Source organism: Arenibaculum pallidiluteum, from assembly GCF_017355985.1.
In the GTDB taxonomy this organism is placed as follows: Bacteria; Pseudomonadota; Alphaproteobacteria; order Azospirillales; family Azospirillaceae; genus Arenibaculum; species Arenibaculum pallidiluteum.
In genome coordinates this window covers 54,686-77,159 of the sequence record NZ_JAFIQU010000009.1, presented here as the reverse complement: position 1 = coordinate 77,159, position 22,474 = coordinate 54,686, and the positions used below count along the sequence as shown (strand labels likewise).

The window sequence follows — 22,474 nt, the reverse complement described above, 5'->3', positions numbered from 1 at the left end:
ATAGGGAACATGCCGGGGCTGCATCCGTTGCGCCGCCCCGCGGCCGGCACCGTCAATGCGGCGGCGCGTCCTGCGGCGGGGAGCTTATCGGCATGAGCTCCCCCGCGCCCTGGCGGGCGAGCTGCTCGTCGCGCCGTCGCTGGCGCTCCTGCCGAGCGCTCCACAGGCCCGCGGCCAGGATCCCGGCCGAGACCAGGCCCACGATGATCGTCGCCAGCGCGTTGATCTCCGGCGTGACGCCGAGCCGGATGCTCGAGAAGATCTCGATGGGCAGGGGCGTCGCGCCCGGGCCCGACACGAAGTTCGAGATCACCACGTCGTCCAGCGACAGGGTGAAGGCCAGCAGCCAGCCCGAGACCACCGCCGGCGCGATGATGGGCAGGGTGATCACGAAGAACACCTTGGCGGGCCTGGCGCCCAGGTCCATGGCAGCCTCCTCGATACTTTCGTCGAGCGAGGCCATGCGCGACTGCACGATCACCGCCACGAAGGCCATGGTGAAGGTCACATGGGCCAGGGTGATCGTGGTCATGCCACGGCCCTCGGGCCAGCCGATCAGGTCCTCCAGCGACACGAAGAGCAGCAGCAGCGACAGGCCGGTGATCACCTCCGGCATCACCAGCGGCGCCGTGACCAGCGCGCCCACGATGGCGCGCCCGCGGAACCGGCCGAAGCGGGCCATGACCATGCCCGCCATGGTGCCCAGCACCGTCGCCCCGGTCGCGCTCAGCGCCGCGATCTGCAGGCTGAGCCAGGCCGCGGAGAGGAGCTGCTGGTTGCCCAGGAGCGAGGCGTACCACTGCGTCGAGAAGCCGCCCCACAGGGTGACCAGCCGGCTGGCGTTGAAGGAGTAGATGACCAGCAGCAGGATCGGCACGTAGAGGAAGGCGAAGCCGAGCGCGAGGATCATGTAGAGGAAGTTGGGGCGCCTCATCGCCGGGCCTCCGCGGCCTGCTGCTTACCCTGCTGGTGCTGGAAGATCATGATCGGCACCACCAGGAGCAGGAGGAGCGCGATCGCGACCGCCGAGGCGACCGGCCAGTCCCGGTTGGCCGAGAACTCGTTCCACAGGACGGTCCCGATCATCAACGCGTCAGGCCCGCCGAGCAGCGAGGGAATCACGAACTCGCCGACCGCCGGGATGAACACCAGCAGGGAACCCGCGATCACGCCCGGCAGGGACAGCGGAAGCGTCACAGAGACGAAGGCCTTCCAGGGCCGTGCGCCGAGATCGGCCGCCGCCTCCAGCAGCGTCAGGTCGAGCTTCTCGAGCGTCGCGTAGAGCGGCAGGATCATGAAGGGCAGATAGCTGTAGACGATGCCGATGTAGACCGCCGTCTCGGAATAGAGGATGTGCAGCGGCGCGTCGATCACGCCGAGCCAGAGCAGGAACTGGTTCAGCAGCCCCTCCTGCTTCAGGATCCCGATCCAGGCGTAGACCCGGATCAGGAAGGAGGTCCAGAACGGCAGGATCACGAGCATCAGCAGCGGCGAGCGCCATTCAGGCGCCGCGCGCGCGATGGCATAGGCCATGGGGTAGCCCAGCAGCAGGCACATCAGCGTCGAGAGCGCGGCGATCTTCAGCGAGTTCAGGTAGGCGACCGCGTAGAGCGAGTCCTCCAGCATGAACAGGTAGTTGCCGAGGTTCAGGCGCAGCGTCAGGACGTTCTCCGCCCAGGCGAACAGCGGCTCGTAAGGCGGCATGGCGATGGCCGCCTCGGACAGGCTGATCTTCAGAACGATGCCGAATGGCACCAGGAAGAAAAGCAGCAGCCAAAACACCGGGACGACTGTCACCAGGCTGCGGCCGCGCGGCAGCAGCCTGTGCCGCAGCGCGCGCTGGAAGCCGCCGCGCGCGGCGAGCGTGGGGGGCGCCGCCACCGGGGTCGCTGCGGCCGGCTTGGCGGCCGGAGGCGGGGAGGCCTGGATCATTGCGTCAGCACCACCCCGGCCAGGGGCCGCCAGCTCACGACGACGCGGTCCTCCCAGGTGATCGGCATCTCGGCGGCGCGGTTCGTGTTCGGCATGGTGACACGGACTGTCTTTCCCGTGTCCAGCGCCACGAGATAGGTCGAGAACTGGCCGAGATAGGCGATTTCCCGCACGGTGCCGACGACGGCGTTGCGCGTTCCTGGACCCGCCGCGCCCTCCTTCGAGACCGACATCTTCTCGGGGCGGATCGCCACGGCGACCTTGGCGCCGCGGGGCACCACCGCGCCGTGGCTGATGTAGAGGTCGCATGCCACCTCGTCCGACCGGACGAGGATATGGTCGGGCTCCTCCTCGACGACGATGCCCTCGAACAGGTTCACGTCCCCGATGAACCCCGCCACGAAGCGGCTGCCGGGGTACTCGTAGACCTGCGCCGGCGTGCCGACCTGCGCGATCCAGCCCGTGTTCATCACGGCGATCCGGCTGGACATGGTCATCGCCTCCTCCTGGTCGTGGGTGACCATGACGAAGGTGACGCCAACCTGCTCCTGGATGTTGACGAGTTCGAAGGCAGTGCGCTCGCGCAGGCGCTTGTCCAGCGCCGAGAGCGGCTCGTCGAGCAGCAGCAGCTTCGGGCGCTTCACGAGGCTGCGCGCCAGTGCGACGCGCTGGCGCTGCCCGCCCGAGAGCTGATGGGGCCTGCGCTTGGCGAAGGGGCCGAGCTGGACGAGATCGAGCACCTCGGCCACGCGGCGTCGCGTCTCGTCCTTCGGCACATGGTCCTGCTTCAGACCGAAGGCGACGTTCTGCTCCACCGACATGTGCGGGAACAGCGCGTAGGACTGGAACATCATGTTGACCGGCCGCGCATAGGGCGGAACGCCGGTCATGTCGACGCCATCGATGAAGATCCGGCCCTCGGTAGGCGTCTCGAAGCCGGCCAGCATGCGCAGCAGCGTCGTCTTTCCGCTGCCGGATCCGCCGAGAAGCGAGAAGAACTCCTTGCGGTAGATGTTCAGGCTGACGTCGTCGACGGCGACGAAATCTCCGAACTTCTTCGTGACTTTCTCGATCCGGACATAGGGCTCCTCCTTGGGATCCTGCCATGGATCGAGCGTGGTCTTCCTGATCGGCTGGACCATCGCCGTGGTGCACCTCCAGCAAAGACGACGCCCCGGCCAGGATCCTGTGCCGGGGCGCCTCCAGTCGCGCGTTGCCCTTACTTGCCGGTCTTGATCCGGGTCCAGCTTCGGGTGCGGTCGCGCTCGGTCTTCGACGACACGGCGGTCACCGTGAACATCTTCTTCTTCAGCTCCTCCGGCGGGAAGACGCCGGGGTCGTTCCGGATGTCGTCGCTCACGAACTGGAGCGAGGCCGGCACGGCATTGCCGTAGCTCACGTAATTCGTGATGCCGGCCATCACCTCGGGCTGCAGGACGAAGTTGATGAACTCATGCGCGGCGGCCAGGTTCGGCGCTCCCTTGGGGATCGCCATCATGTCGTACCAGATCTGCACGCCCTCCTTGGGCATGACGTAGGAGATGGTCTGGCCGCTCTTGGCCTCCTCCGCGCGTGCCTGGGCCTGCTTCACGTCGCCGGAATAGGCCAGTGCGACGCAGCTGTCGCCGGCTGCCAGATCGTTGATGACGGTACCGGTCGTGAAGTTCTTCACGTGGGGCCGGACCTTGAGCAGCATCTCCTCGACCTTCTTGAGGTCCTCGGCCTTCTCGGAGGTCGGGCTCAGGCCGAGGTAGTTCAGCGCGGTCGGGATGGTGTCGGTTGCCGAATCGAGGATCGTCATGCCGCACTTCGACACCTGCGCGGCCCATTTCGGATCGAAGATCAGGGCGAAGCTGTCGAGCGGCGCGTCGGGCGCGACGGCCTTGATCTTCTCGGCGTTGATGCCGAGCCCGATGGTCCCGCCCTGGTAGGGAACGCCGTAGTCGTTGTTGGCGTCCGACTTGGCGAGCTGCTTCATCAGCTCTGGGTCGAGGTTCTTGAGATTCGGGATCTTGCTCTTGTCGAGCTTCTGGACGGCGCCCGCCTTGATCAGGCGCGACAGGGTCGGCTCCAGGGTCGGCACGATGATGTCGTAGCCGGAACGGCCCGCCAGCAGCTTCTGCTCCAGCGTCTCGAGGTCCGAATAGACGTCGTACTTGGCGGTGATGCCGGTCGCCTTGTTGAAGTCTTCGAGGGTCGTCTCGCCGATGTAGTCGTTCCAGTTGTAGATGTTGACCTGCTTCTGCTGGGCCTGCGCAGGCCCGGCCAGGAAGGCCGCGGCGGCGGCCGCGGCGATGGCCGTGATCGTCCTCGACATGCTGTGGTTCCCTCGACCTCGTTACGCGCCGGATCGCCTGGGGCCGCCAGGGACCGTATGGGCGCCATTGCACAGACCGGACCCCCCCTTGTCAACGGCCGGTGCGGCACTGCGGCATGGTCTGGGGGCGTCGCGGGCGAAAACTTGATGACGTGTTGATCTACATCTGTGAAACTTTTTCTGCTTTCGATTGTAACGGCCTCCCGACGGGTGGCCCCGAGCCGCGGAGAACCGCCATGGCCGTCAGCATGCCGTCCTATTTCATGTTCAACCTCAAGAACATGGACTCGACGTACAAGCAGATCGTCTGGGACACCATGTCCGAGGACGAGCAGAGCGCAGCCTCGGCGGAGTGGCGCTCGCTCTACAATGCCAGCGGCAGCCCCTCGGCGGGCTCGACCGGCTCCAGCGCAGGGCCGACGACGATCTCCTCCTCGGGGCCGGCGGACCGGTTCCAGCGGGCCTCCAACCAGCTCGACCTGGACAAGGACGCGACCTATTCCGCCGCGCCGACGGCCACGGCCCTCTCGGGCTTCAACTCGCTTCTCTCGGGCCTTTCGACCAGCGGGCTGATCTTCGCGGGGCTGGAGAAGAACGATGCCAGCACGGATGCGGCGACCCAGGCGCGCGCCACGGCGGCCTACAACGTGATGATCGGGCGCTTCGGCGGCGGGCAGGGCGTGCTCGGCTACGACGTGAACGGCGACGGCGCGATCAACGGGCAGAACGAGCTCTTCGGCAATGCCCGCACGGCCGGCAGCGTCGACTTCCACGTGGATTTCAGCCGCATCGACGCGACCAGCTCGGTCAGCTTCACGCTCGAGGGTGAGGCCGATCCTCAGACCTTCACCATGACTACCCAGCGCAACGTCGCGGACCTTGCGGCCGCCATCAACCTGGCGGTGCAGGCGCGCGACCTGCACGGCGTTGCGGCGTCGGTCGTGGATGGCAAGCTGCGGATCGCGGCGCTCGACAGCTCCAAGGACATCACCTCCGGCAGGCTGTCGCAGACGAACGGCGAGTTCGCGGGATCGCTGAACCTGCAGTCGGGCATGCTGGACGTGAACGAGTTCTTCACGGTGGATGCCGACGGCAATGCTACTCTGGACACGGCCGGCGGGCGCAGCGCCGCGGCGCTGATGCTGCTGGCATCTAATGGCGGGTCGACCCGGATCGATCAGAGCGCCTCGGGGCTCGTCAACGGCGTCGACACCACCATCACCGCCGCGCTGGTCCTGAAGCGGAACCAGGGTGCCCGCATCAACATCAGCATCTGATTCCCGCCCCGGCCCCCGGCCCGCTCCGGCATGCTCCGGCACCTGGGCGCTTGCACCCGGCTGCGTTCCGCTCTAGGGTGCCGCCCATGGCGAGAATGACCGCTTCGGCCCTGCTGCGACTTACGAGCCCGGCTCTCTGAAGAGCCGGTTGTCGCTCGTCCCGTCCCCAGCATCGTCCGCAGCCATGACCACGTCCGTCGCCAGCCGGGGCTCCGCCCAGTCTTCCGATCGTCCGCACCACGCCCGCCACCGCACGGCGGTCGCGCGCACACGCCACATGCCCCTCCTTCGACGCTCCTCGCGCTGACGACCGGTCCCGGCGCCCGCCGGGACATCCGAGAACCGCCGAGTGACACCGAGGAGACGACCATGGGCACCATGCCCTTCCACCGATACAAGGCGTACCAGCCCGTCAACCTGCCGGACCGGCAGTGGCCGAACCGGATCCTGACCGCGGCGCCGACCTGGTGCAGCGTCGACCTGCGCGACGGCAACCAGGCGCTGATCGAGCCCATGGGCCCAGCCGCAAAGCTGAAGATGTTCAGGCTGCTGGTCGAGATGGGCTTCAAGGAGATCGAGGTGGGCTTTCCCTCGGCCTCGCAGACGGACTTCGACTTCGTCCGCCTGCTGATCGAGGAGCGGCTGATCCCCGACGACGTGACCATTCAGGTGCTGACCCAGGCCCGTGAGCACCTGATCCGCCGTACCTTCGAATCTCTGGTTGGGTGCAAGCGGGCCATCGTCCACGTCTACAACTCGACCTCCACGCTGCAGCGGCGCGTGGTCTTCGGGCTGGACCGGCCCGGGATCCGGCAGATCGCGGTCGAGGGCGCGACCCTGGTCCGCGACATCGCGGCGGAATACCCGGAGACGGACTGGACCTTCCAGTACTCGCCCGAGAGCTTCACCGGGACCGAGCTGGACTACGCGCTGGAGGTCTGCGAGGCGGTCCTGGACGTCTGGAAGCCGACGCCGGCACGCAAGGCCATCGTCAACCTGCCGGCGACGGTCGAGATGTCGACTCCGAACATCCATGCCGACCAGATCGAGTGGTTCTGCCGGAATCTCTCGCGCCGCGACAGCGTGGTAATCAGCCTGCATCCCCACAACGACCGCGGCACCGCGGTCGCGGCGACCGAGCTGGGCCTGCTGGCCGGGGCAGACCGGGTCGAGGGCACGCTGTTCGGGAATGGCGAGCGGACGGGCAATGTCGACATCGTGACGCTGGCGCTGAACCTGTTCTCCCAGGGCGTCGACCCGCGGCTGGAAGTGCGCGACATCGACCGCATCGTGGCGGTCGCGACGGAATGCACGAACCTGCCCGTTCATCCGCGCCATCCCTATGCCGGCGAGCTGGTCTACACGGCCTTCTCGGGCTCGCACCAGGACGCCATCAACAAGGGCATGGCCGCGCTCAAGAAGGTGAACGACGAGACCTGGGAGGTGCCCTACCTGCCCATCGATCCTGCCGATCTCGGGCGCACCTACGAGGCAGTGATCCGCATCAACAGCCAGTCCGGCAAGGGCGGCGCGGCCTACCTGATGGAGCGCGACCACGGGCTTAGCCTGCCCAAGGCCCTTCAGGTGGAGTTCGGCGGCGTCGTGAAGCGGCTGACCGATCTCAGCGGCACCGAGATGAGCTCGGCGGATCTGATGAAGGCCTTCGAGGCAGAGTATCTCGAGACCGACGGGCCGATCGTCTTCCTGGAGCACCAGTCGGTCCCCTCGCGCGGCGGGCGGCACCTGACCGCGCGGATCCGCGAGAACGGCGTCGAGAGGACCATCGAGGGCAGCGGGACGGGTCCGATCGACGCCTTCGTCGCGGCCCTTGCCGCCGAGTGTGGGATCGAGCTGAAGGTGCTCGACTACCACGAGCATTCGGTGGGCGTCGGCTCCAACGCGATGGCGGTCGCCTATGTCGAGATCGAGGCGCCGGCGGGCAAGCCGCGCTTCGGCGTCGGCCGCGACCGGAACATTTCGGCGGCCTCCCTCCGGGCGGTTGTCAGCGCGGCGAATCGCGTGCTCCGCGCCAGCTGAGGCCGGCCGGGCGACCGCGTCAGGACTACGTGCAAAAGGAAGAAGGCCGGGTGCTGCCACCCGGCCTTCTCTTCGTTCCGGCCCCTGCCGGAAGTCTCAGTCCAGTTCGGAGATCGAGCCAACGATGTGCTGGACGATGCCGTAGTCGCGGGCCTCCTCGGCGCTCATCCAGTAGTTCCGGTCGGTGTCGCGCTCCACGCGCTCGATCGGCTGGCCGGTCTCGCGGGCGATCGTCTCGTTGATGCGCCGGCGCATCTTGATGATCTCCTTGGCCTCGATCGCGATGTCGCTGGCCTTGCCGCCAGCGCCGCCCAGCGGCTGGTGGATCATGAAGCGCGTGTTCGGCAGGCAGTAGCGGTTCTCCTTCTTCGCGGCCAGGAAGATGTGCGCGCCGGCCGAGGCCACCCAGCCCGTGCCGATCACCTTCACCTCCGGCTTCACGAAGCGGATCATGTCGTGGATCGTGTCGCCGGATTCCACATGGCCGCCCGGCGAGTTGATGAAGAACCGGATCGGCTCGTCGCCCTCCATCGCGAGCGCCAGCATCTGGGCGGACGCGATCTGGGCGACCTTCATGTTGATCTCGCCGAAGAGCAGGATGGTGCGCGCCTTGAAGAGGTTCTGCTGAACCGTCGAGAAGGGCAGGCCGATCGGCGCGTCGGGCTTCTGCTTGTCGTCGCGCTCGTCGTCATCGTCGTCCAAGACCCAGTTCATCAAGCTCTCCTAGGGCTCCGTGGCTCGAAACCGTGCATAGCGGGATTCGAACATGGGTTCAACCGGCCTTCCCGGGTAGATCTCTTCGTCGATCCGGCGCCGAATTCCGCCCTTCGCCGGGTCGATGTCACATGCCCGTGTCACATGCCGGCGCGGGTCGCGGCATGGATCAGGATCGCCGCCGTGGCGGCCACGTTCAGCGACTGCACCGCGCCGGTACCGGGGATGTAGCCGATCTCCTCGCAGGCTTCGAGCGTGGCGCGGGGGAGCCCTTCCTCCTCGTTGCCGAGGACGAGCGCAACGGGGCGACCGTCGGCGCCGGCGGCCAGGGTGGCCGGATCCAGGGGGCGGCCCCGCTCCAGAGCCGTCCCGATGACGCGGTGGCTCGCGCGCAGCCGCCGGATCTGGGCGGCGAAGCCGCGGGCCCGGTAGAGGGACACGGCCTCGAAACCGCCTTCGGCAACCCTGTAGGCCGCCTCCGACGGGCCAGCCTGGCCCGCATGATCCGAGAGGACGAGGCGGCCCAGCCCGAAGAAGGCGGCGGTCCGGACGATGGCGCCGAGATTGTGGGGATTGCCAACGCCGTCCAGCATCAGCAGCGGTCCGCGCCAGTCCTTCGCCGCCTGCGGATCGAAGAGCGGGACGGGCAGCGGGCGCGCGACCGCGACGACCCCGCCATGGAGCACGGTTCCCGCGATGCGCCCGAGCTCCTCGGCCTTGACAAGGCGATAGGGCCTGCGGGCACGCGCCATGGCGGCGCAGGCCTCGCTCAGCAGCGGCGCGCGCCGCTCGTCGAAGAACAGGCGCTCGACATCGGCCGGCCTGCGGGCGAACAGCGCCTGCACCGCCGGCACTCCCGTCACCCGGACGAGATCCGCCGGGCGCTCCACCCCGCCGGGGCCGCCTGGACCGCCCGCGCCCCTCACGCCGGGAGTGGCATGGGGCGGCCGGCTGCGCTCGCGCCGAGCCGTCGCGGGGGCCGGGCGCCGCCGCGAGCCGGTCACGGTCCCCGGCGCCGCCGGGCGCCGCCCTTGCGGCCGGCGTTGGATCGGGCCGCGGCGGAGGAGTTCTCGCTGCGGCCCCCGGTCATCCCCATGGCCCTGGCCGGGGCATTGACCCCGAGCTCCATGTTCTCCAGGCGGCGGATCTCGTCGCGCATGCGCGCCGCCTCCTCGAATTCCAGGTCGGCGGCCGCGGCACGCATGCGCTTCTCCAGGTCGGCGATATGGGCCTTCAGGTTGTGGCCGATCAGATTGTTGCTGTCGGCCTCGCCGGCCTTGACGGTCACGTGGTCGCCGCGCTCGTAGACGCTCTCCAGGATGTCGCTGATCTGCTTGCGCACGGATTCCGGCGTAATGCCGTGCTCGGCGTTGTAGGCCTCCTGCTTCTCGCGGCGGCGGTTCGTCTCGTCGATGGCGAACTTCATGCTGTCGGTGATCCGGTCGGCGTAGAGGATGGCGCGGCCTTCCACGTTGCGCGCCGCCCGGCCGATGGTCTGGATCAGCGAGGTGCGCGAGCGCAGATATCCCTCCTTGTCGGCGTCCAGGATCGCCACGAGCCCGCATTCCGGGATGTCGAGCCCCTCGCGCAGCAGGTTGATGCCAATCAGCACGTCATAGGCGCCCAGGCGCAGGTCGCGGATGATCTCGATGCGCTCCAGCGTCTCCACGTCGGAATGGATGTAGCGCACCCGGATCCCGGCCTCGTGCATGTACTCGGTCAGCGCCTCGGCCATCTTCTTGGTCAGCGTCGTCACCAGGACGCGCTGGCCCTTGGCCGCGCAGTCCTTGCACTCGGCGATCAGGTCGTCCACCTGGGTCTCGGTCGGCCGGATGATCACCTCCGGGTCGATCAGCCCGGTCGGGCGAACAACCTGCTCGGCGAAGACGCCGCCGGTGCGTTCGAGCTCCCAGTTGCCCGGCGTGGCCGAGACGAAGATCGTCTGCGGCCGCATGGTCTCCCACTCCTCGAACTTCAGCGGCCGGTTGTCGCGGCACGAGGGCAGGCGGAAGCCGTATTCGGCCAGGGTCGACTTGCGCATGAAGTCGCCGCGGAACATGGCGCCGAGCTGGGGCACCATGACGTGGCTCTCGTCGACCAGCAGCAGGGCGTTGGGCGGCAGGTACTCGAACAGCGTGGGCGGCGGCTCGCCGGGCTTGCGGCCCGTCAGGTAGCGCGAATAGTTCTCGATGCCCTGGCATACGCCGGTGGCCATCAGCATCTCGATGTCGAATTGGGTCCGCTGCTCGAGCCGCTGCGCCTCCAGCAGCTTGCCCTCGGCCTCGAACTCGGCGATGCGGGCCTTCAAGTCCTCCTGGATCTGCTTGATGGCCTGGTGCAGCGTCGGCCGCGGCGTCACGTAGTGGCTGTTGGGATAGATGCGCACGGCGGGCAGCGCCATCAGCTTCTCGCCGGTCAGCGGATCGATCTCGTGGATCGACTCCAACTCGTCGCCGAACAGCGAGAAGCGCCAGGCCCGGTCCTCCATATGGGCCGGGCACAGCTCGATCGTGTCGCCGCGCACCCGGAAGAACCCGCGCCCGAAGGCGATCTCGTTGCGCTTGTATTGGAGGTCCACCAGCCGGGCCAGGAGCTGGTTGCGGTCCACCATCTGGCCGGCCTGCAGGTCGAAGGCCATCTCGGAGTAGGTCTCGACAGAGCCGATGCCGTAGATGCAGGACACCGAGGCCACGATCACGACGTCGTCGCGTTCCAGCAGCGCGCGCGTGGCCGAGTGGCGCATGCGCTCGATCTGCTCGTTGATCTGGCTTTCCTTCTCGATATAGGTGTCGGTCCGCGGAACGTAGGCTTCGGGCGTGTAGTAGTCGTAATAGGATACGAAGTACTCGACCGCGTTGTTCGGAAAGAAGCTCTTCATCTCGCCGTAGAGCTGCGCGGCCAGCGTCTTGTTGGGCGCGAGGATCAGCGTCGGGCGCTGCATGGCCTGGATCACGTGGGCCATGGTGAAGGTCTTGCCCGAGCCGGTGACGCCGAGCAGCACCTGGTCGCGCTCGTTTCGCTGCAGGCCGGAGATCAGCTCCTCGATCGCGCGGGGCTGGTCGCCCGCGGGCTGGAACTCGGAGACGACTTCGAGCCGGCGGCCGCCTTCGAGACGGGGCAGGGCACCGGGGCGGGGGATCATGAGCGGCATGGACATGGCGCCATCAACATAGGCGTTCGCGTCCCGTTCCGCTACCTGGCCCTTCGACACGGCCTTCTGCCAGCAGCCTTGCCGGGTGACCTGGATGCCCGTCCGTATCGGTGCCTGCGAGAACCGGCTCGTCTGGATCTTCAGCCGCGCGCAGAGATGGTTCAGGGCGACGAGGCTGAGCGCCACGGCGAAGGGCTGGTAGATCCGGTAGATGCCGACGCTGTCGAGAAGGGTGCTGCACGCGTTCGATCCGAAGTCGCGGCTCGCCTCGACGATCATCCAGACGAGGAACTGGCAGAACTTGGAGATCGCCAGGATTTCCAGCCAGGCCAGGACGTCGCTGCCCCGGCGGCCGGTGGTCGCGTAGTACCGCCGCCTGATGCTGCCGAAGCCGACGACCGTCACCAGCCCGCGGGGAGCGCGTGATCGATCGGGTCGGCGGCGCGGTCCGCGAAGACGACAGCCGCGCAGGAGGCGATGAACCAGGCTGCCGACAGGGTGGCGATCCCGGACATGGGATCCCCGCGGCGCTGCCGCCGGCCTCTCAACGGCGTGCGGCGATCGGCTTGGACATCGCCGCCGCGGCGGTCGAGGCCTTGACGCCCCGGGTCACGGCGCCGGACTTGCGGGCCTGCTCGATCCGCTTGCGGCTCGATTCCACCATCGTCGTGATCTGCGGCCAGGCCGACTCCACGGCCTGGCTGGGCGTGCCGTCGATCTTGAGGATATCGTGCACCCAGCGGTCGAAGTCGCTTGCCCGGACGGCGCCCTTCGGCGCGCCTTCGGGGAAGGTGACTGTGTCGGGGAAGACGATCAGCGCGCGGACCCGGACGAGCGGAAAGCGCCGGCGGAAGGCGCGGATCAGGGGCTCCAGCTCGAGCAGCGGGTTCACGCAGGGGGTCGCGCGCCCGCGGTAGTTGATGGCCCACTGCCGGTGGTACTCGGATCCGCGGATCTCGCCCTTGGCGCCCATGGCGACGGTGCCGACCAGCAGGATGCTGGCAGGCAGCCTCACGATGTGCTCGATGCAGATGATGCGGCCCTGCTGGTCGACGATCCTGACGTCGTGATGGCAGGGGTGCTGCAGGGCGTCGATGGTCCGGCCGAGTTTCAGCCGCTCGCCCTTCAGCATCGGGCCGCCGCGGGATGCCGAGGGGCTGCGCGTCACGTAGAACAGCAGAAGCCCCAGCACCAGGAAGGCGCCGTAGGTCAGCAGATAGGTGAAGTCTCCCTGTCCGTCCACAGGCCGATCCTGAAATTTTTCGATAAATTCGCGCTCAGTTATATCAGGCGCTGCGACATCCTGTCCATCCGCGCGGGCAAGGGTCTGCTCGGACCCTTTCGCGGCGACGCGCGTGCGCTCCGCGGCGACTTGCCTCCGCCTGGCTCAGGGGATACGGTCGCGCGTCGTCAAACAGCCGTTCCGGAACCCCGGCCATGTCCTTCCTTGCGCAGCGCCTGTCCCGCATCAAGCCGTCCCCGACCATCGCCGTCACCCAGAAGGCGCGCGAGCTGAAGGCCGCGGGGCGCGACGTGATCGGCCTCGGCGCAGGCGAGCCCGACTTCGACACGCCCGAGAACATCGCCGACGCGGCGATCCGCGCGATTCGCGGCGGCGATACGCGCTACACCAACGTGGACGGCACGCCCGCGCTGAAGCAGGCGATCTGCGCCAAGTTCAAGCGCGAAAACGGGCTCGAGTACCGGCCCGAGCAGGTGACCGTCGGCACGGGCGGCAAGCAGGTGCTCTACAACGCCCTGATGGCGACGCTGAATCCCGGCGACGAGGTGATCATCCCGGCGCCCTACTGGGTCAGCTATCCCGACATGGTCGAGCTCGCCGAGGGCACGCCCGTCATCGTGCCGTGCCCCGAGGCGCGGAATTTCAAGCTGCAGCCCGCCGACCTCGAGAAGGCGATCACCCCGAAGACCAAGTGGGTGATCCTGAACTCGCCCAGCAATCCGACCGGCGCCGCCTACAGCCGCGCCGAGATGAAGGCGATCACCGACGTGCTCGTGCGGCATCCCCATGTCTGGGTGATGACCGACGACATGTACGAGCATCTCGTCTACGACGGCTTCGAGTTCGTGACCCCGGCGCAGGTCGAGCCCTCGCTCTACGAGCGCACGCTGACGGTCAACGGCGTCTCCAAGGCCTATGCCATGACGGGCTGGCGCATCGGCTACGCGGCTGGCCCCGTCGCGCTGATCAAGGCCATGGGCGTGATCCAGAGCCAGAGCACGTCGAACCCGTCCTCGGTCAGCCAGGCCGCGGCGGTCGAGGCGCTGAACGGGCCCCAGGACTTCATCCCGGCGCGCGCCGAGAGCTTCCGCCAGCGTCGCGACCTCGTCGTCTCCATGCTGAACCAGGCCAAGGGCATCACGTGCCACCGGCCCGAGGGCGCCTTCTACGTCTACCCGTCCTGCGCGGGGACCATCGGCAAGGCTACGAAGTCCGGCCGGCGGATCGAGACCGACAACGATTTCGTCGAGGCGCTGCTCGAGGAGGAGGGCGTCGCGGTGGTCCAGGGCACGGCCTTCGGCCTCGCCCCGTTCTTCCGCATCTCCTATGCGACCTCGACCGAGGAGCTGGAGGAGGCCTGCCACCGGATCCAGCGCTTCTGCGCTTCGCTCCGCGACTGACGGGCGTGCGGCCGGGCGAGGACGCGGCCGCTACTTCCTGCGCACCGTGCGTCCCGCCGGCGCCTCCCCCAGGGAGGCGCCGGCTTCGCTTTCAGGGGGTCATACGCAAGGCGCTTGATGGCTTCCATCAAGCGCCTTGAGTTTAGATCCCGGTGAGGGCGGAGAAGGGCACGTGGAGATAGGCGCCCACGACGTTGGCGCCGGGGTTCGTGTCCGTGATCCCGCCGTTCGAGATGTGGCTGAACTGGACGCTGACCCGGTAGCCCGAGGTGAACTCGTAGCCGACCTCGATCATGCTGCGGAACTCGAGGATCGAGCCCAGGTCCTTGCCGTCGCCGTCGTGATACAGGCCGGCGCCGAAGCTGGGCGTCACGATGACCGGGCCGAGCTTCAGGTCCAGCGCGACGCCGCCCAGGCCGTAGACCGCGGCGTCCGCCGTCGCCTCGATCCCGACGAACGGGCGCAGCCCGGCCCAGCCGCCATAGGTCCAGACCGGCGCGTACCGATACTCGGCCCGGAAGTCCACGGTCTCGAAGCGGTCGTCGCTTTCCGAGGAATCGAGGAACCCCGCATTCGGGTCCAGCCAGTGCTGGTCGAAATGGGCGATGCCGAAGCTGAGCTGGGCGGGGGACTGCTGGGCCTGCGCAGGCGCGGCCAGCAGCGGGGCGGCGAGGGTGGCGAGGCCGAGGGCAAGGGCGCGAGGTTTCACGGTGAGCTTCCATCCACTCAGTGATCGTTCGAGCACTACCCCGGAACCCCGGGGGTGGCAATCGACTTTCGAGATGCAGGCCGAATGGAGGATAACCGCAGTACGTGCATGGCACGGCGGCGCGCATGGCGCCGCTTGCCGCACGGAACGCCTGCGTCTGCGACTGGATCAGCCGAAGAAGCCGTAATGGTGGACCAGCGCGATGCCGGTGCGGCGCACGAGCTCGTGCAGCGACAGCATGGGATCGAAGAGCTGCTCGTTCTCGCGCCGGTAGTTCTGCCCCTCCTCGCTGACATAGGTCGCGCGCTCGCCGAAATCGTCGGTGGGCGCCGCCATGCCTTCCGCCGGGAAGATCGATCGGAGCTCGTCCACGGCGCCGGGCACGTCCAGGTGCAGGACCCGGGCGATCACCCTGGCATGGGTCGTGTTGTGCTGGCTGGAGAAGGGGGGCACGTGCGTCGCGAGCCGGTAGATCTCGTGCATCAGGGCGAGGCGCACCGCGTGGAGCACGCCGACCGACGAGCCTTCTGTCCCCGGTCCCGGCACGGAGCCGCTTCCGGGGCTGCCGGCCGAACCTCCTTGGGCGCCGAGCGCGTCGCGCAGGACCCACCAGTCGCCGAGCAGCTTGCGCAGGATCTTGACCTGACGGGCGTGGAGCTGACCCTCCTCCAGGAAGGCCGCGAGGGTGCGCAGCTCCTCGGCGCGAGCGGCCTCGCCCTCGCGGCCGGCGCGCAGCAGCCAGGTCGCGGGATCCAGCGTGTCCACATAGGCGCGCAGCGCGTCGGGCTCGGAGATCGCGAGGCCGTAGCCCACGACCCCGAGGAGCTGTCGGAACCGGGGGCTGCGCAGCAGGAGCTGCCGGAACCTGCCGGGATCCTTCGCGATCGCCTCGCCGACGCCGGAGATCGCATTGGCCGGGAGGCCGAGCTGCATCAGGATCGCGTTGTGCGGGATCGCGCGGGTCTGGGACGCGCTGGGAGTCTCGCTGCCGTCGCCGCCCTCCTGCTGCCGCTTGGTCGCGCGGCTGCCCGAGGGATAGAGCAGCCCGGGCCCGTAGGTGGACAGCAGCAGCGCGTAGTTCGGGTCGCGCATCAGGGCGACCTGGAACTCCTTCACCGTGGTGAAGAACTCCGTGATGTAGTCGGGATCCTCGTAGAACGGGTCGGGCTCGAAGGGCCGGCGCGCGGGCCCGTACTGGCCGAACATGTACTCGATGACGCGCGTGACCACGGCGAAGGCGCCGGCGGGCGTCACGAAGGGCAGGTAGCCGTCGCCGCCCTGGAAGCTGGTCTCCTGCTTGTAGGCGATGCCGTTCTCGGCCAGGAAGGCGAGGAAGGTCGGCGGAGACACGTAGCTCAGCCGGTCCGGGAAGCCGGCCGGGTGCGCCCCGCGGCCGATCGACTCGCCGTGGGTGTCGAAGATGACGAGCTCGACGCCGTCCAGCCCGTGCTTGGGGAAGAGGCGTGCGATCCGCATCTTCAGCCGCTCGATGGAGGCCGCGGCCGGCGTCTGGCCGAGATAGCGGCCGGCATCCGAGTAGCCCGTCTGAATGCACAGGCGGCCGCGGCGCCGGACATAGGCCCGGTAGTGCGGGTTCTCCAGGAGCTGCTCGATCACCCGGCTGCCAACCTCGAGGGCGCGTTCGGTCTCGAACAGGGGGCTGATGTCGACGCGGTCCTCGACCCCGAAGAGCCGGGCGTAATAGAGCGCCGTCAGGGCCGTGAAGGCGGTCTCGCATTCCGCGATGAGGAAGCGGACCGGCGTGCCGGCATCCGCGTATTTCAGCATCTGCGCGATCAGCATGAAGAGCCGCTTCGCCGAGGTCCGCTCGGCGAGCAGCGATCCGAAGTTCACGCTTGCGGGCTCGACGCTGTCCAGCAGCTCGTTGACCGCGTTCAGATAGGACTGGCGGAAGCGCGGATCGTCGGGTGCGGTCTCCATGCCCACGGTCTTGCGGATCGCATTGTGGAGCTGGGTGGCGTTGATCCGAACATGGGTATGGGCGAGGCCCAGCCCATGCCCGGCCAGGTCGGCGCGCAGCACGCAGAGCCGGCGCACGGCCTCGGGCGCGATCTCGTCGGCCGCGAGCGTCAGGCGGATCGCGCGATCGATCAGCTCCACCGCAGCGGCCGCGTCGGTCATGCGCAGCGCCAGACCGTCGTGCATGCGGCGGGAAATGCGGGCGATCCGTGCCGGGGCGTCCTCGCCGGCAGGCCCCATGGCGAATGCGTCGGCCTCGTCGGTGGCCTCGTTCACCGCCAGCGCCAGACGGGATTCCAGCAGCTCGAGCGCTTGACCGGCGGTCTCGGGCCAGCGGGCCTCGGCACGCGCCGCGCGCAGCTCCTCGCGGCAGTGGCGGAGCTGCGCGACCTGGACCAGCAGGCGCTTGTGCAGCGTGTCGGTCCACCGGATGTCGGAGCGGCCGTCCAGGTCGTAGCCGACCCAGCTCGCCACCGTCATCACGCGCGGCACCAGCTCGGTCCAGCGGTCCGGCCAAGCCTCGGCCGCGACGTCGAGGGCGATCTCGTGCACGCGGCGCAGGGCGGCGCGGGCATGGCCGATGGCGACCAGCGACAATGCATGCTCGCGATCCAGGGTGAGGGCGGAATCCGGCCGATGGACCCGGCTGGCCATGGCTGCGACCAGCTCCGCGCGGGTGCCGTCGGTGAGCGGACGTCCGTCGCCGGAGCGGCCGGTGGCCAGCGTCGCCAGGATCTCCATCAGCTCGCCCGACAGGTTGAAGGTCGGGTGCGCGGTGAAGACGATGCCGAAGACCTCGCGGCCGAGGATCTGCTGGAACGCCTCGAAACTGACGGCACCGTCGTCCTCCAGCCCGGCCAGCCGGCGCAGCAGCCCACGCAGCCGTTCGGCGTTCGCCTCCGGATCGGTCTCGCCGAGCAGCCGGCCGAGCCGGGCGGCGCGGTAGAGGAAGCCCTCGGCGGCCAGATGCTGGACCAGGCGCTCCAGCACCCCATAGTCCAGCGAGCCCGCCTGCAGCCGCCGCGTGAGCGTCAGGGCGAGGCGCATCACCGGATTGGACGCGGGGTCGTCGAGCGCGGCGCGCCCGAGCTCGTCGAGCTCCGCGCGCAGCTCGCCGGCGAGCTGCGCCAGATCGGCCTTGCCGCCGCCGGGGAACAGCGCCTCGTCGGGCTCGATCTGCGGATCCGTCGGCACCGATGGCCGGTCCGCCGCGGGCAGCACGGGTACGATGCCGCTCAGGGCGTTTCCGACGGCTTCGGCATCCTCGGCGCGCAGGCGGCGCTTGGTCTTGGCGGACGGCATCGCGGCGTCTCTCGCGGGTGCAGCATGGGGCGGCTGACCTTCGCGCGCATGCAAGAGGCTGTCAATGGTGCGACAATCTGTCCGACGATTTTGCCGTCAGGCCCCTGCGCCGCGTCCTTCCGGCATTTGACCCATGTCACGGTGGCGGGAGCGGCGCGGGGTGCAGGATGGCCCGAAGCTCTACGAAGGGGGGACATGATGAAGCGTATCCTGGTGCCATTGACGGGGCGCGAAGCCGACCGGCAGGCGCTCGACGCGGCCTTCGCCCTGGCCCGCCCGTTCTCGGGCCATGTGGAGGGCATCTTCGTCCGGCTCGATCCCCGCGACGCCGTGCCGATGCTGGGCGAGGGGATGTCCGGCGCCCTGGTCGACGAGATCATGCGCACGGCGGAAGCCGAGGCTGCCTCTCAGGCGCGCATGGCGGCCGACACCTTCGCCGCGGCCGCCTCAGCGGCCGCGGCCGAGACCTGCGAACGCCCGCCAGGGCCGGGCCGGCTGACGGCCGGCTGGGTCGAGACCACGGGGCGCGCGGACGAGGTCGTTCCCGTGCGGGCCCGCCTGGTCGACGTCGTCGTCTTCTCGCGCGTCGGGCTGGACACCGACCCGGCCCTCCCGGCGGTGTTCGAGGCCGCGCTGATGGGGTCCGCCCGCCCGGTGCTCCTGGCGCCGGCCGCTCCGCTCCAGACACTCGGCCGCAGCGTCGCAATCGCCTGGAACGGGGGTCTCGAATCCGCGCGTGCGGTGGCGGCGGCCATGCCACTCCTGCGCCGGGCCGAGACGGTCCATGTCCTGACGGCCGAGACGTCTGTTACCTCCGGCGAGAGTGCCGGCCAGCTTTCCGAGTACCTGGCCTGGCAGGGGATCTCGGCGAAGGTCCAACGCATTAATCCCGGCATCGACCCCGTGGGCGGCGCGTTGACGGCGCGGGCGATGGAGGCAGGCGCCGACCTGCTGGTGATCGGCGCCTACGGCCACAGCCGCCTGCGCGAGATGATCCTGGGCGGCGTGACCCGGCACGTCGTCGGCAACGCGGCCCTGCCCGTGCTCATGGCGCACTGAAGGGGCATGGCAGGCCCCGGGGCCGCCCGGGCCTGCACCGGGATAGGGTGGCAAGACGGGGTGCCGGAACAGACCCTTCGTTCGCACCTGCGGGCGCGGTAGCGCCTTCGGGGCAGCATCAGATATGCGTCGGATTGCCTACTGTCAGGCGCGGGCTTTCATGGTAATTGCCTCGCTTCGACATTCGGCCCGCGGGCCGAGTCCGGCAACCGAGGAACGCCATGAACTACAAGATGCTGTTGGGTCTCGCGCTCGGTCTCGGGATGATGGGGGCCACGGCCGCCCAAGCCCAGGACGCCAAGGCGGGCGAATCCTTCTTCAAGCGCGCCTGCGCCGCCTGCCACACGGTCGAGGCCGGAAAGAACCGCGTGGGTCCGAGCTTGGCCGGCGTGGTCGGCCGCAAGGCCGGTAGCGTCGATGGCTTCGCCTACTCTCCGGCCCTGAAGGGCTCCGGGCTCGAGTGGAACGACGAGAACCTCGACAAGTACATCGCGGATCCCAAGGGCACCGTCCCGGGCAACAAGATGGCCTATGCGGGTGCCAAGAACGAGGCGGACCGCAAGAACCTGATCGCCTATCTGAACAGCGTGAAGTGAATGGTGGCGGCACCGGGGGCGCCAGCCCCCGATGCCGTCGGCATCAGTCCGCAAGGCTCTTCGAAGCGATCTCGAAGACGTCCCGCGACAGGCCCTTGACCGCCGTGATGCGTTCCAGCTCGGCCCGCATCAGCGCCTGGCGGCCGGCATCGTATTTCCGCCAGCGCGAGAACGGCTTGACCATGCGCGAGGCGACCTGCGGGTTGAGGGCGTCGAGCCGGATCACCTGGTCGGCCAGGAAGCGGTAGCCGGCCCCGCTGGCATCGTGGAAACGCACGATGTTGCCTCCGGCGAACCCGCCGATCAGTGCATAGACCTTGTTCGGGTTTCTGATCTCGAAGACGGGATGGTCGAGCAGCGCCTTGACCCGGTCCAGCGTGTCGGTCCGTTGCGAGGTCGCCTGCACACCCAGCCATTTGTTGACGACCAGCGCCTCGTCGCGCCAGCGATCCAGGAAGCTGTCCAGGGCCTCGATGCGCTCGGGGGCGTCGGACTGGGCAAGCAGGCCGAGGGCCGCGATGGACTCCGTCATGGTGCGCGCCATGCGGAACTGGCCGAGGCAGAGCTCGACTGACTCGCGGTCATCCAGCGCCATCAGATAGCCCAGCGCCGTGTTCTTGAGGCTGCGCCGCCCGGCCGCCTCGGCCTCGTAGCCGGGATCCTCGTTGCCCGCGAGGCGGCGGTAGGTTTCCATGAGCGGGGCCCGCAGGGCCTCGGCCAGGCTCCTGCGCACGAACTGCCGTGCCGCATGGATGGCGTCGACCGACACCACGTCCATCTGCTGGCCGAGATAGCCTTCCCCGGGCAGCCCCAGCGCCGCGGCCGCGAATTCCGGGTCCAGCGACCGGTCGCCGAGGATGCGCCCCATGGCGTCGACGAAGCCCGCGTCCAGCGCGAGCGGCCGGCCCGCCTCGTGCTCCGCGACGAGGCGCAGCAGCAGCCGCGTCGCGAGCTGCTGGCCGGCCTCCCAGCGGTTGAAGGCATCGGAATCATGGGCCATCAGGAAGGTAAGCGCGGCGTCGTCGAACTCCGTCCGGAGCTTCACCGGCGCCGAGAAGCCGCGCAGCAGCGACGGGACGGGCGGGGCCGCGACGTCCTCGAAGACGAAGGTCTGCTCGGCCTCCCGGAGGTCCAGGACGCGCGTGGTCGCGCCCGGCGCGGCCTCGCCCGCGAGGCGCAGGGGAATGTCCCGTCCCTGGGCGTCGAGAAGGCCCATCGCGACCGGGATGTGCATGGGCTTCTTGACGGGCTGACCCGGGGTTGGGGGGACGGTCTGCCGGAGCTTCAGCTGGTAGCGCCGGGCGTCCGCGTCGTGACTTCCCGTTGCCTCGACCGTCGGGGTGCCGGCCTGCGCGTACCACAGCCGGAACTGCCCGAGATCGACGCCGGTGGCGTCCTCCATGGCCGCCACGAAGTCCTCGCAGGTCACGGCCTGCCCGTCATGCCGCTCGAAATACAGGTCCATGCCCTTGCGGAAGCCCGCGGGGCCCAGGAGGGTATGGATCATGCGCACGACCTCGGCGCCCTTCTCGTAGACCGTGGTCGTGTAGAAGTTGTTGATCTCGATATAGGTCTCGGGGCGCACGGGATGCGCCATGGGGCTGGCATCCTCGGCGAACTGCGCGGTCCGCAGGGCAGCCACGTTGCCGATGCGCTCGACCGCCCGCGAGTGCATGTCCGCCGAGAACTCCTGGTCGCGGAAGACCGTAAGGCCCTCCTTCAGGCTCAGCTGGAACCAGTCGCGGCAGGTGACGCGGTTGCCGGTCCAGTTGTGGAAGTACTCGTGGGCCACGACGGCCTCGACCCCCTCGAAGTCCACGTCGGTGGCGCTCTCGGGCCGGGCAAGCACGTATTTCGTGTTGAAGATGTTGAGGCCCTTGTTCTCCATGGCCCCCATGTTGAAGTCGGACACCGCGACGATCATGAAGATGTCGAGGTCGTATTCGAGGCCGTAGACCTCCTCGTCCCAGCGCATGGCGCGCTTCAGCGAGGCCATGGCATGGCCGACCTTGTCCTCGTTCCCGGGCTCGACGTAGATGCGCAGGTCGATCGAGCGGCCCGACACGGTCTCGAAGCTGTCGCTGACGCGGACCAGGTTGCCCGCGACCAGGGCGAACAGGTAGCAGGGCTTGGGGAAGGGGTCCTCCCAGGTTGCCCAGTGGCGGCCGCCCTCCAGCTCGCCGGCTCCGGTGGGGTTGCCGTTGCTCAGGAGCACGGGATAGCGGGCCTTGTCCGCGACGATGGTGGTGCGGTATCGCGCCATCACGTCCGGGCGGTCGAGGAAGTAGGTGATCTTGCGGAAGCCCTCGGCCTCGCACTGGGTGCAGAAGTTGCCGGACGACTTGTAAAGCCCCTCCAGCGATGTGTTGTCCTGGGGGCGGATCTCGGTCTCGACCTCAAGCACGAAGGGCCGGTCGGGCACGCCCGGGATCTCCAGCCGCTCCTCGCCGACGCGGTACGCGCCGGGGGCGAGCGGCGCCCCGTCGAGCGACAGCGCCACCAGGACCAGATCCTGCCCATCGAGGACCAGCGTGGCCGCCGAGCCCTGCGCGGCCGGATTGGGCCGCATGGCCAGGCGGGAGCGCACACGCGTCGCTTCCTCGCCGAGCTCGAAGCGCAGATCGACATCGTCGATCAGGAAGGCGGGCGGCCGGTAGTCCTTCAGGTAGATCGCTTGGGGGGCGCCCTTATCCATCATCGTCTCGCAGCATCGGAATGGGACGGCGGAGCATATCAGCCGGCCGGGACGGTCAAAAC

General features: G+C 68.7%; 16 protein-coding genes. 5 read left to right on the top strand and 11 right to left on the bottom strand.

Annotation, left to right across the window (positions count from 1 at the left end; genetic code table 11):
- Nucleotides 1-52: 52 nt before the first annotated feature.
- The 4 genes from JUB13_RS18370 to JUB13_RS18355 form a co-directional block, all read right to left on the bottom strand.
- Nucleotides 53-934 carry an ABC transporter permease subunit gene (locus tag JUB13_RS18370; protein ID WP_207481546.1) on the bottom strand — a complete coding sequence of 294 codons (882 nt, stop codon included), beginning with the start codon at nucleotides 932-934 and terminating at the stop codon, nucleotides 53-55.
- Nucleotides 931-1,929 (bottom strand): ABC transporter permease subunit, encoded by a 999-nt coding sequence (locus tag JUB13_RS18365; protein WP_407928159.1) that lies wholly within the window; start codon nucleotides 1,927-1,929, stop codon nucleotides 931-933. The genes JUB13_RS18370 and JUB13_RS18365 overlap by 4 nt, the downstream gene beginning before the upstream one ends.
- A complete protein-coding gene (locus JUB13_RS18360; RefSeq protein WP_207481541.1) occupies nucleotides 1,929-3,074 on the bottom strand; it encodes an ABC transporter ATP-binding protein in 1,146 nt (381 codons plus the stop codon). The genes JUB13_RS18365 and JUB13_RS18360 overlap by 1 nt, the downstream gene beginning before the upstream one ends.
- A gap of 77 nt (nucleotides 3,075-3,151) precedes the next feature.
- A complete protein-coding gene (locus JUB13_RS18355) occupies nucleotides 3,152-4,249 on the bottom strand; it encodes a polyamine ABC transporter substrate-binding protein (RefSeq protein ID WP_207481538.1) in 1,098 nt (365 codons plus the stop codon).
- Nucleotides 4,250-4,485: 236 nt separating this feature from the next.
- On the opposite strand from JUB13_RS18355, the gene JUB13_RS18350 reads away from it, so the two are divergent.
- Both JUB13_RS18350 and leuA read left to right on the top strand, forming a co-directional pair.
- Entirely contained in the window at nucleotides 4,486-5,526 is a 1,041-nt protein-coding gene (locus JUB13_RS18350) for a hypothetical protein (RefSeq protein WP_207481536.1), read from the top strand.
- 369 nt (nucleotides 5,527-5,895) lie between these two features.
- A complete protein-coding gene (gene leuA, locus JUB13_RS18345) occupies nucleotides 5,896-7,563 on the top strand; it encodes a 2-isopropylmalate synthase (RefSeq protein ID WP_207481533.1) in 1,668 nt (555 codons plus the stop codon).
- Between the two features lie 96 nt (nucleotides 7,564-7,659).
- Here the strand turns inward: leuA and JUB13_RS18340 are convergent, their stop codons facing one another.
- The 4 genes from JUB13_RS18340 to JUB13_RS18325 all read right to left on the bottom strand — a co-directional run bounded on the left by JUB13_RS18340 (nucleotide 7,660) and on the right by JUB13_RS18325 (nucleotide 12,671).
- Nucleotides 7,660-8,277, bottom strand: a complete 618-nt coding sequence (locus JUB13_RS18340; RefSeq protein WP_207481531.1) for an ATP-dependent Clp protease proteolytic subunit — start codon at nucleotides 8,275-8,277, stop codon at nucleotides 7,660-7,662.
- Between the two features lie 140 nt (nucleotides 8,278-8,417).
- Entirely contained in the window at nucleotides 8,418-9,140 is a 723-nt protein-coding gene (locus JUB13_RS32090) for a TrmH family RNA methyltransferase (RefSeq protein WP_328702963.1), read from the bottom strand.
- 137 nt (nucleotides 9,141-9,277) lie between these two features.
- Nucleotides 9,278-11,419: an excinuclease ABC subunit UvrB gene (gene uvrB / locus JUB13_RS18330; RefSeq protein WP_407928158.1), complete on the bottom strand. Its 2,142-nt coding sequence runs from the start codon at nucleotides 11,417-11,419 to the stop codon at nucleotides 9,278-9,280.
- 553 nt (nucleotides 11,420-11,972) lie between these two features.
- A complete protein-coding gene (locus JUB13_RS18325) occupies nucleotides 11,973-12,671 on the bottom strand; it encodes an NERD domain-containing protein (RefSeq protein ID WP_207481529.1) in 699 nt (232 codons plus the stop codon).
- Nucleotides 12,672-12,865: 194 nt separating this feature from the next.
- Between JUB13_RS18325 and JUB13_RS18320 the strand changes: the two genes are divergently transcribed.
- A complete protein-coding gene (locus JUB13_RS18320; protein WP_207481527.1) occupies nucleotides 12,866-14,071 on the top strand; it encodes a pyridoxal phosphate-dependent aminotransferase in 1,206 nt (401 codons plus the stop codon).
- A gap of 142 nt (nucleotides 14,072-14,213) precedes the next feature.
- Here JUB13_RS18320 and JUB13_RS32085 read toward each other — a convergent pair whose 3' ends face one another.
- Together JUB13_RS32085 and JUB13_RS18310 are read right to left on the bottom strand one after the other, a co-directional pair.
- Entirely contained in the window at nucleotides 14,214-14,780 is a 567-nt protein-coding gene (locus JUB13_RS32085; RefSeq protein ID WP_207481525.1) for an acyloxyacyl hydrolase, read from the bottom strand.
- A 168-nt stretch (nucleotides 14,781-14,948) separates the two neighbouring features.
- Entirely contained in the window at nucleotides 14,949-18,062 is a 3,114-nt protein-coding gene (locus JUB13_RS18310; protein WP_207481523.1) for a phosphoenolpyruvate carboxylase, read from the bottom strand.
- 195 nt (nucleotides 18,063-18,257) lie between these two features.
- Here JUB13_RS18310 and JUB13_RS18305 point away from each other — a divergent pair, with 195 nt between their 5' ends.
- Nucleotides 18,258-19,121, top strand: a complete 864-nt coding sequence (locus JUB13_RS18305; RefSeq protein WP_207481520.1) for a universal stress protein — start codon at nucleotides 18,258-18,260, stop codon at nucleotides 19,119-19,121.
- Between the two features lie 221 nt (nucleotides 19,122-19,342).
- Entirely contained in the window at nucleotides 19,343-19,717 is a 375-nt protein-coding gene (locus JUB13_RS18300; RefSeq protein ID WP_207481518.1) for a c-type cytochrome, read from the top strand.
- 43 nt (nucleotides 19,718-19,760) lie between these two features.
- Here the strand turns inward: JUB13_RS18300 and pepN are convergent, their stop codons facing one another.
- Nucleotides 19,761-22,412, bottom strand: a complete 2,652-nt coding sequence (pepN, locus tag JUB13_RS18295; protein ID WP_207481516.1) for an aminopeptidase N — start codon at nucleotides 22,410-22,412, stop codon at nucleotides 19,761-19,763.
- Nucleotides 22,413-22,474: the final 62 nt, after the last annotated feature.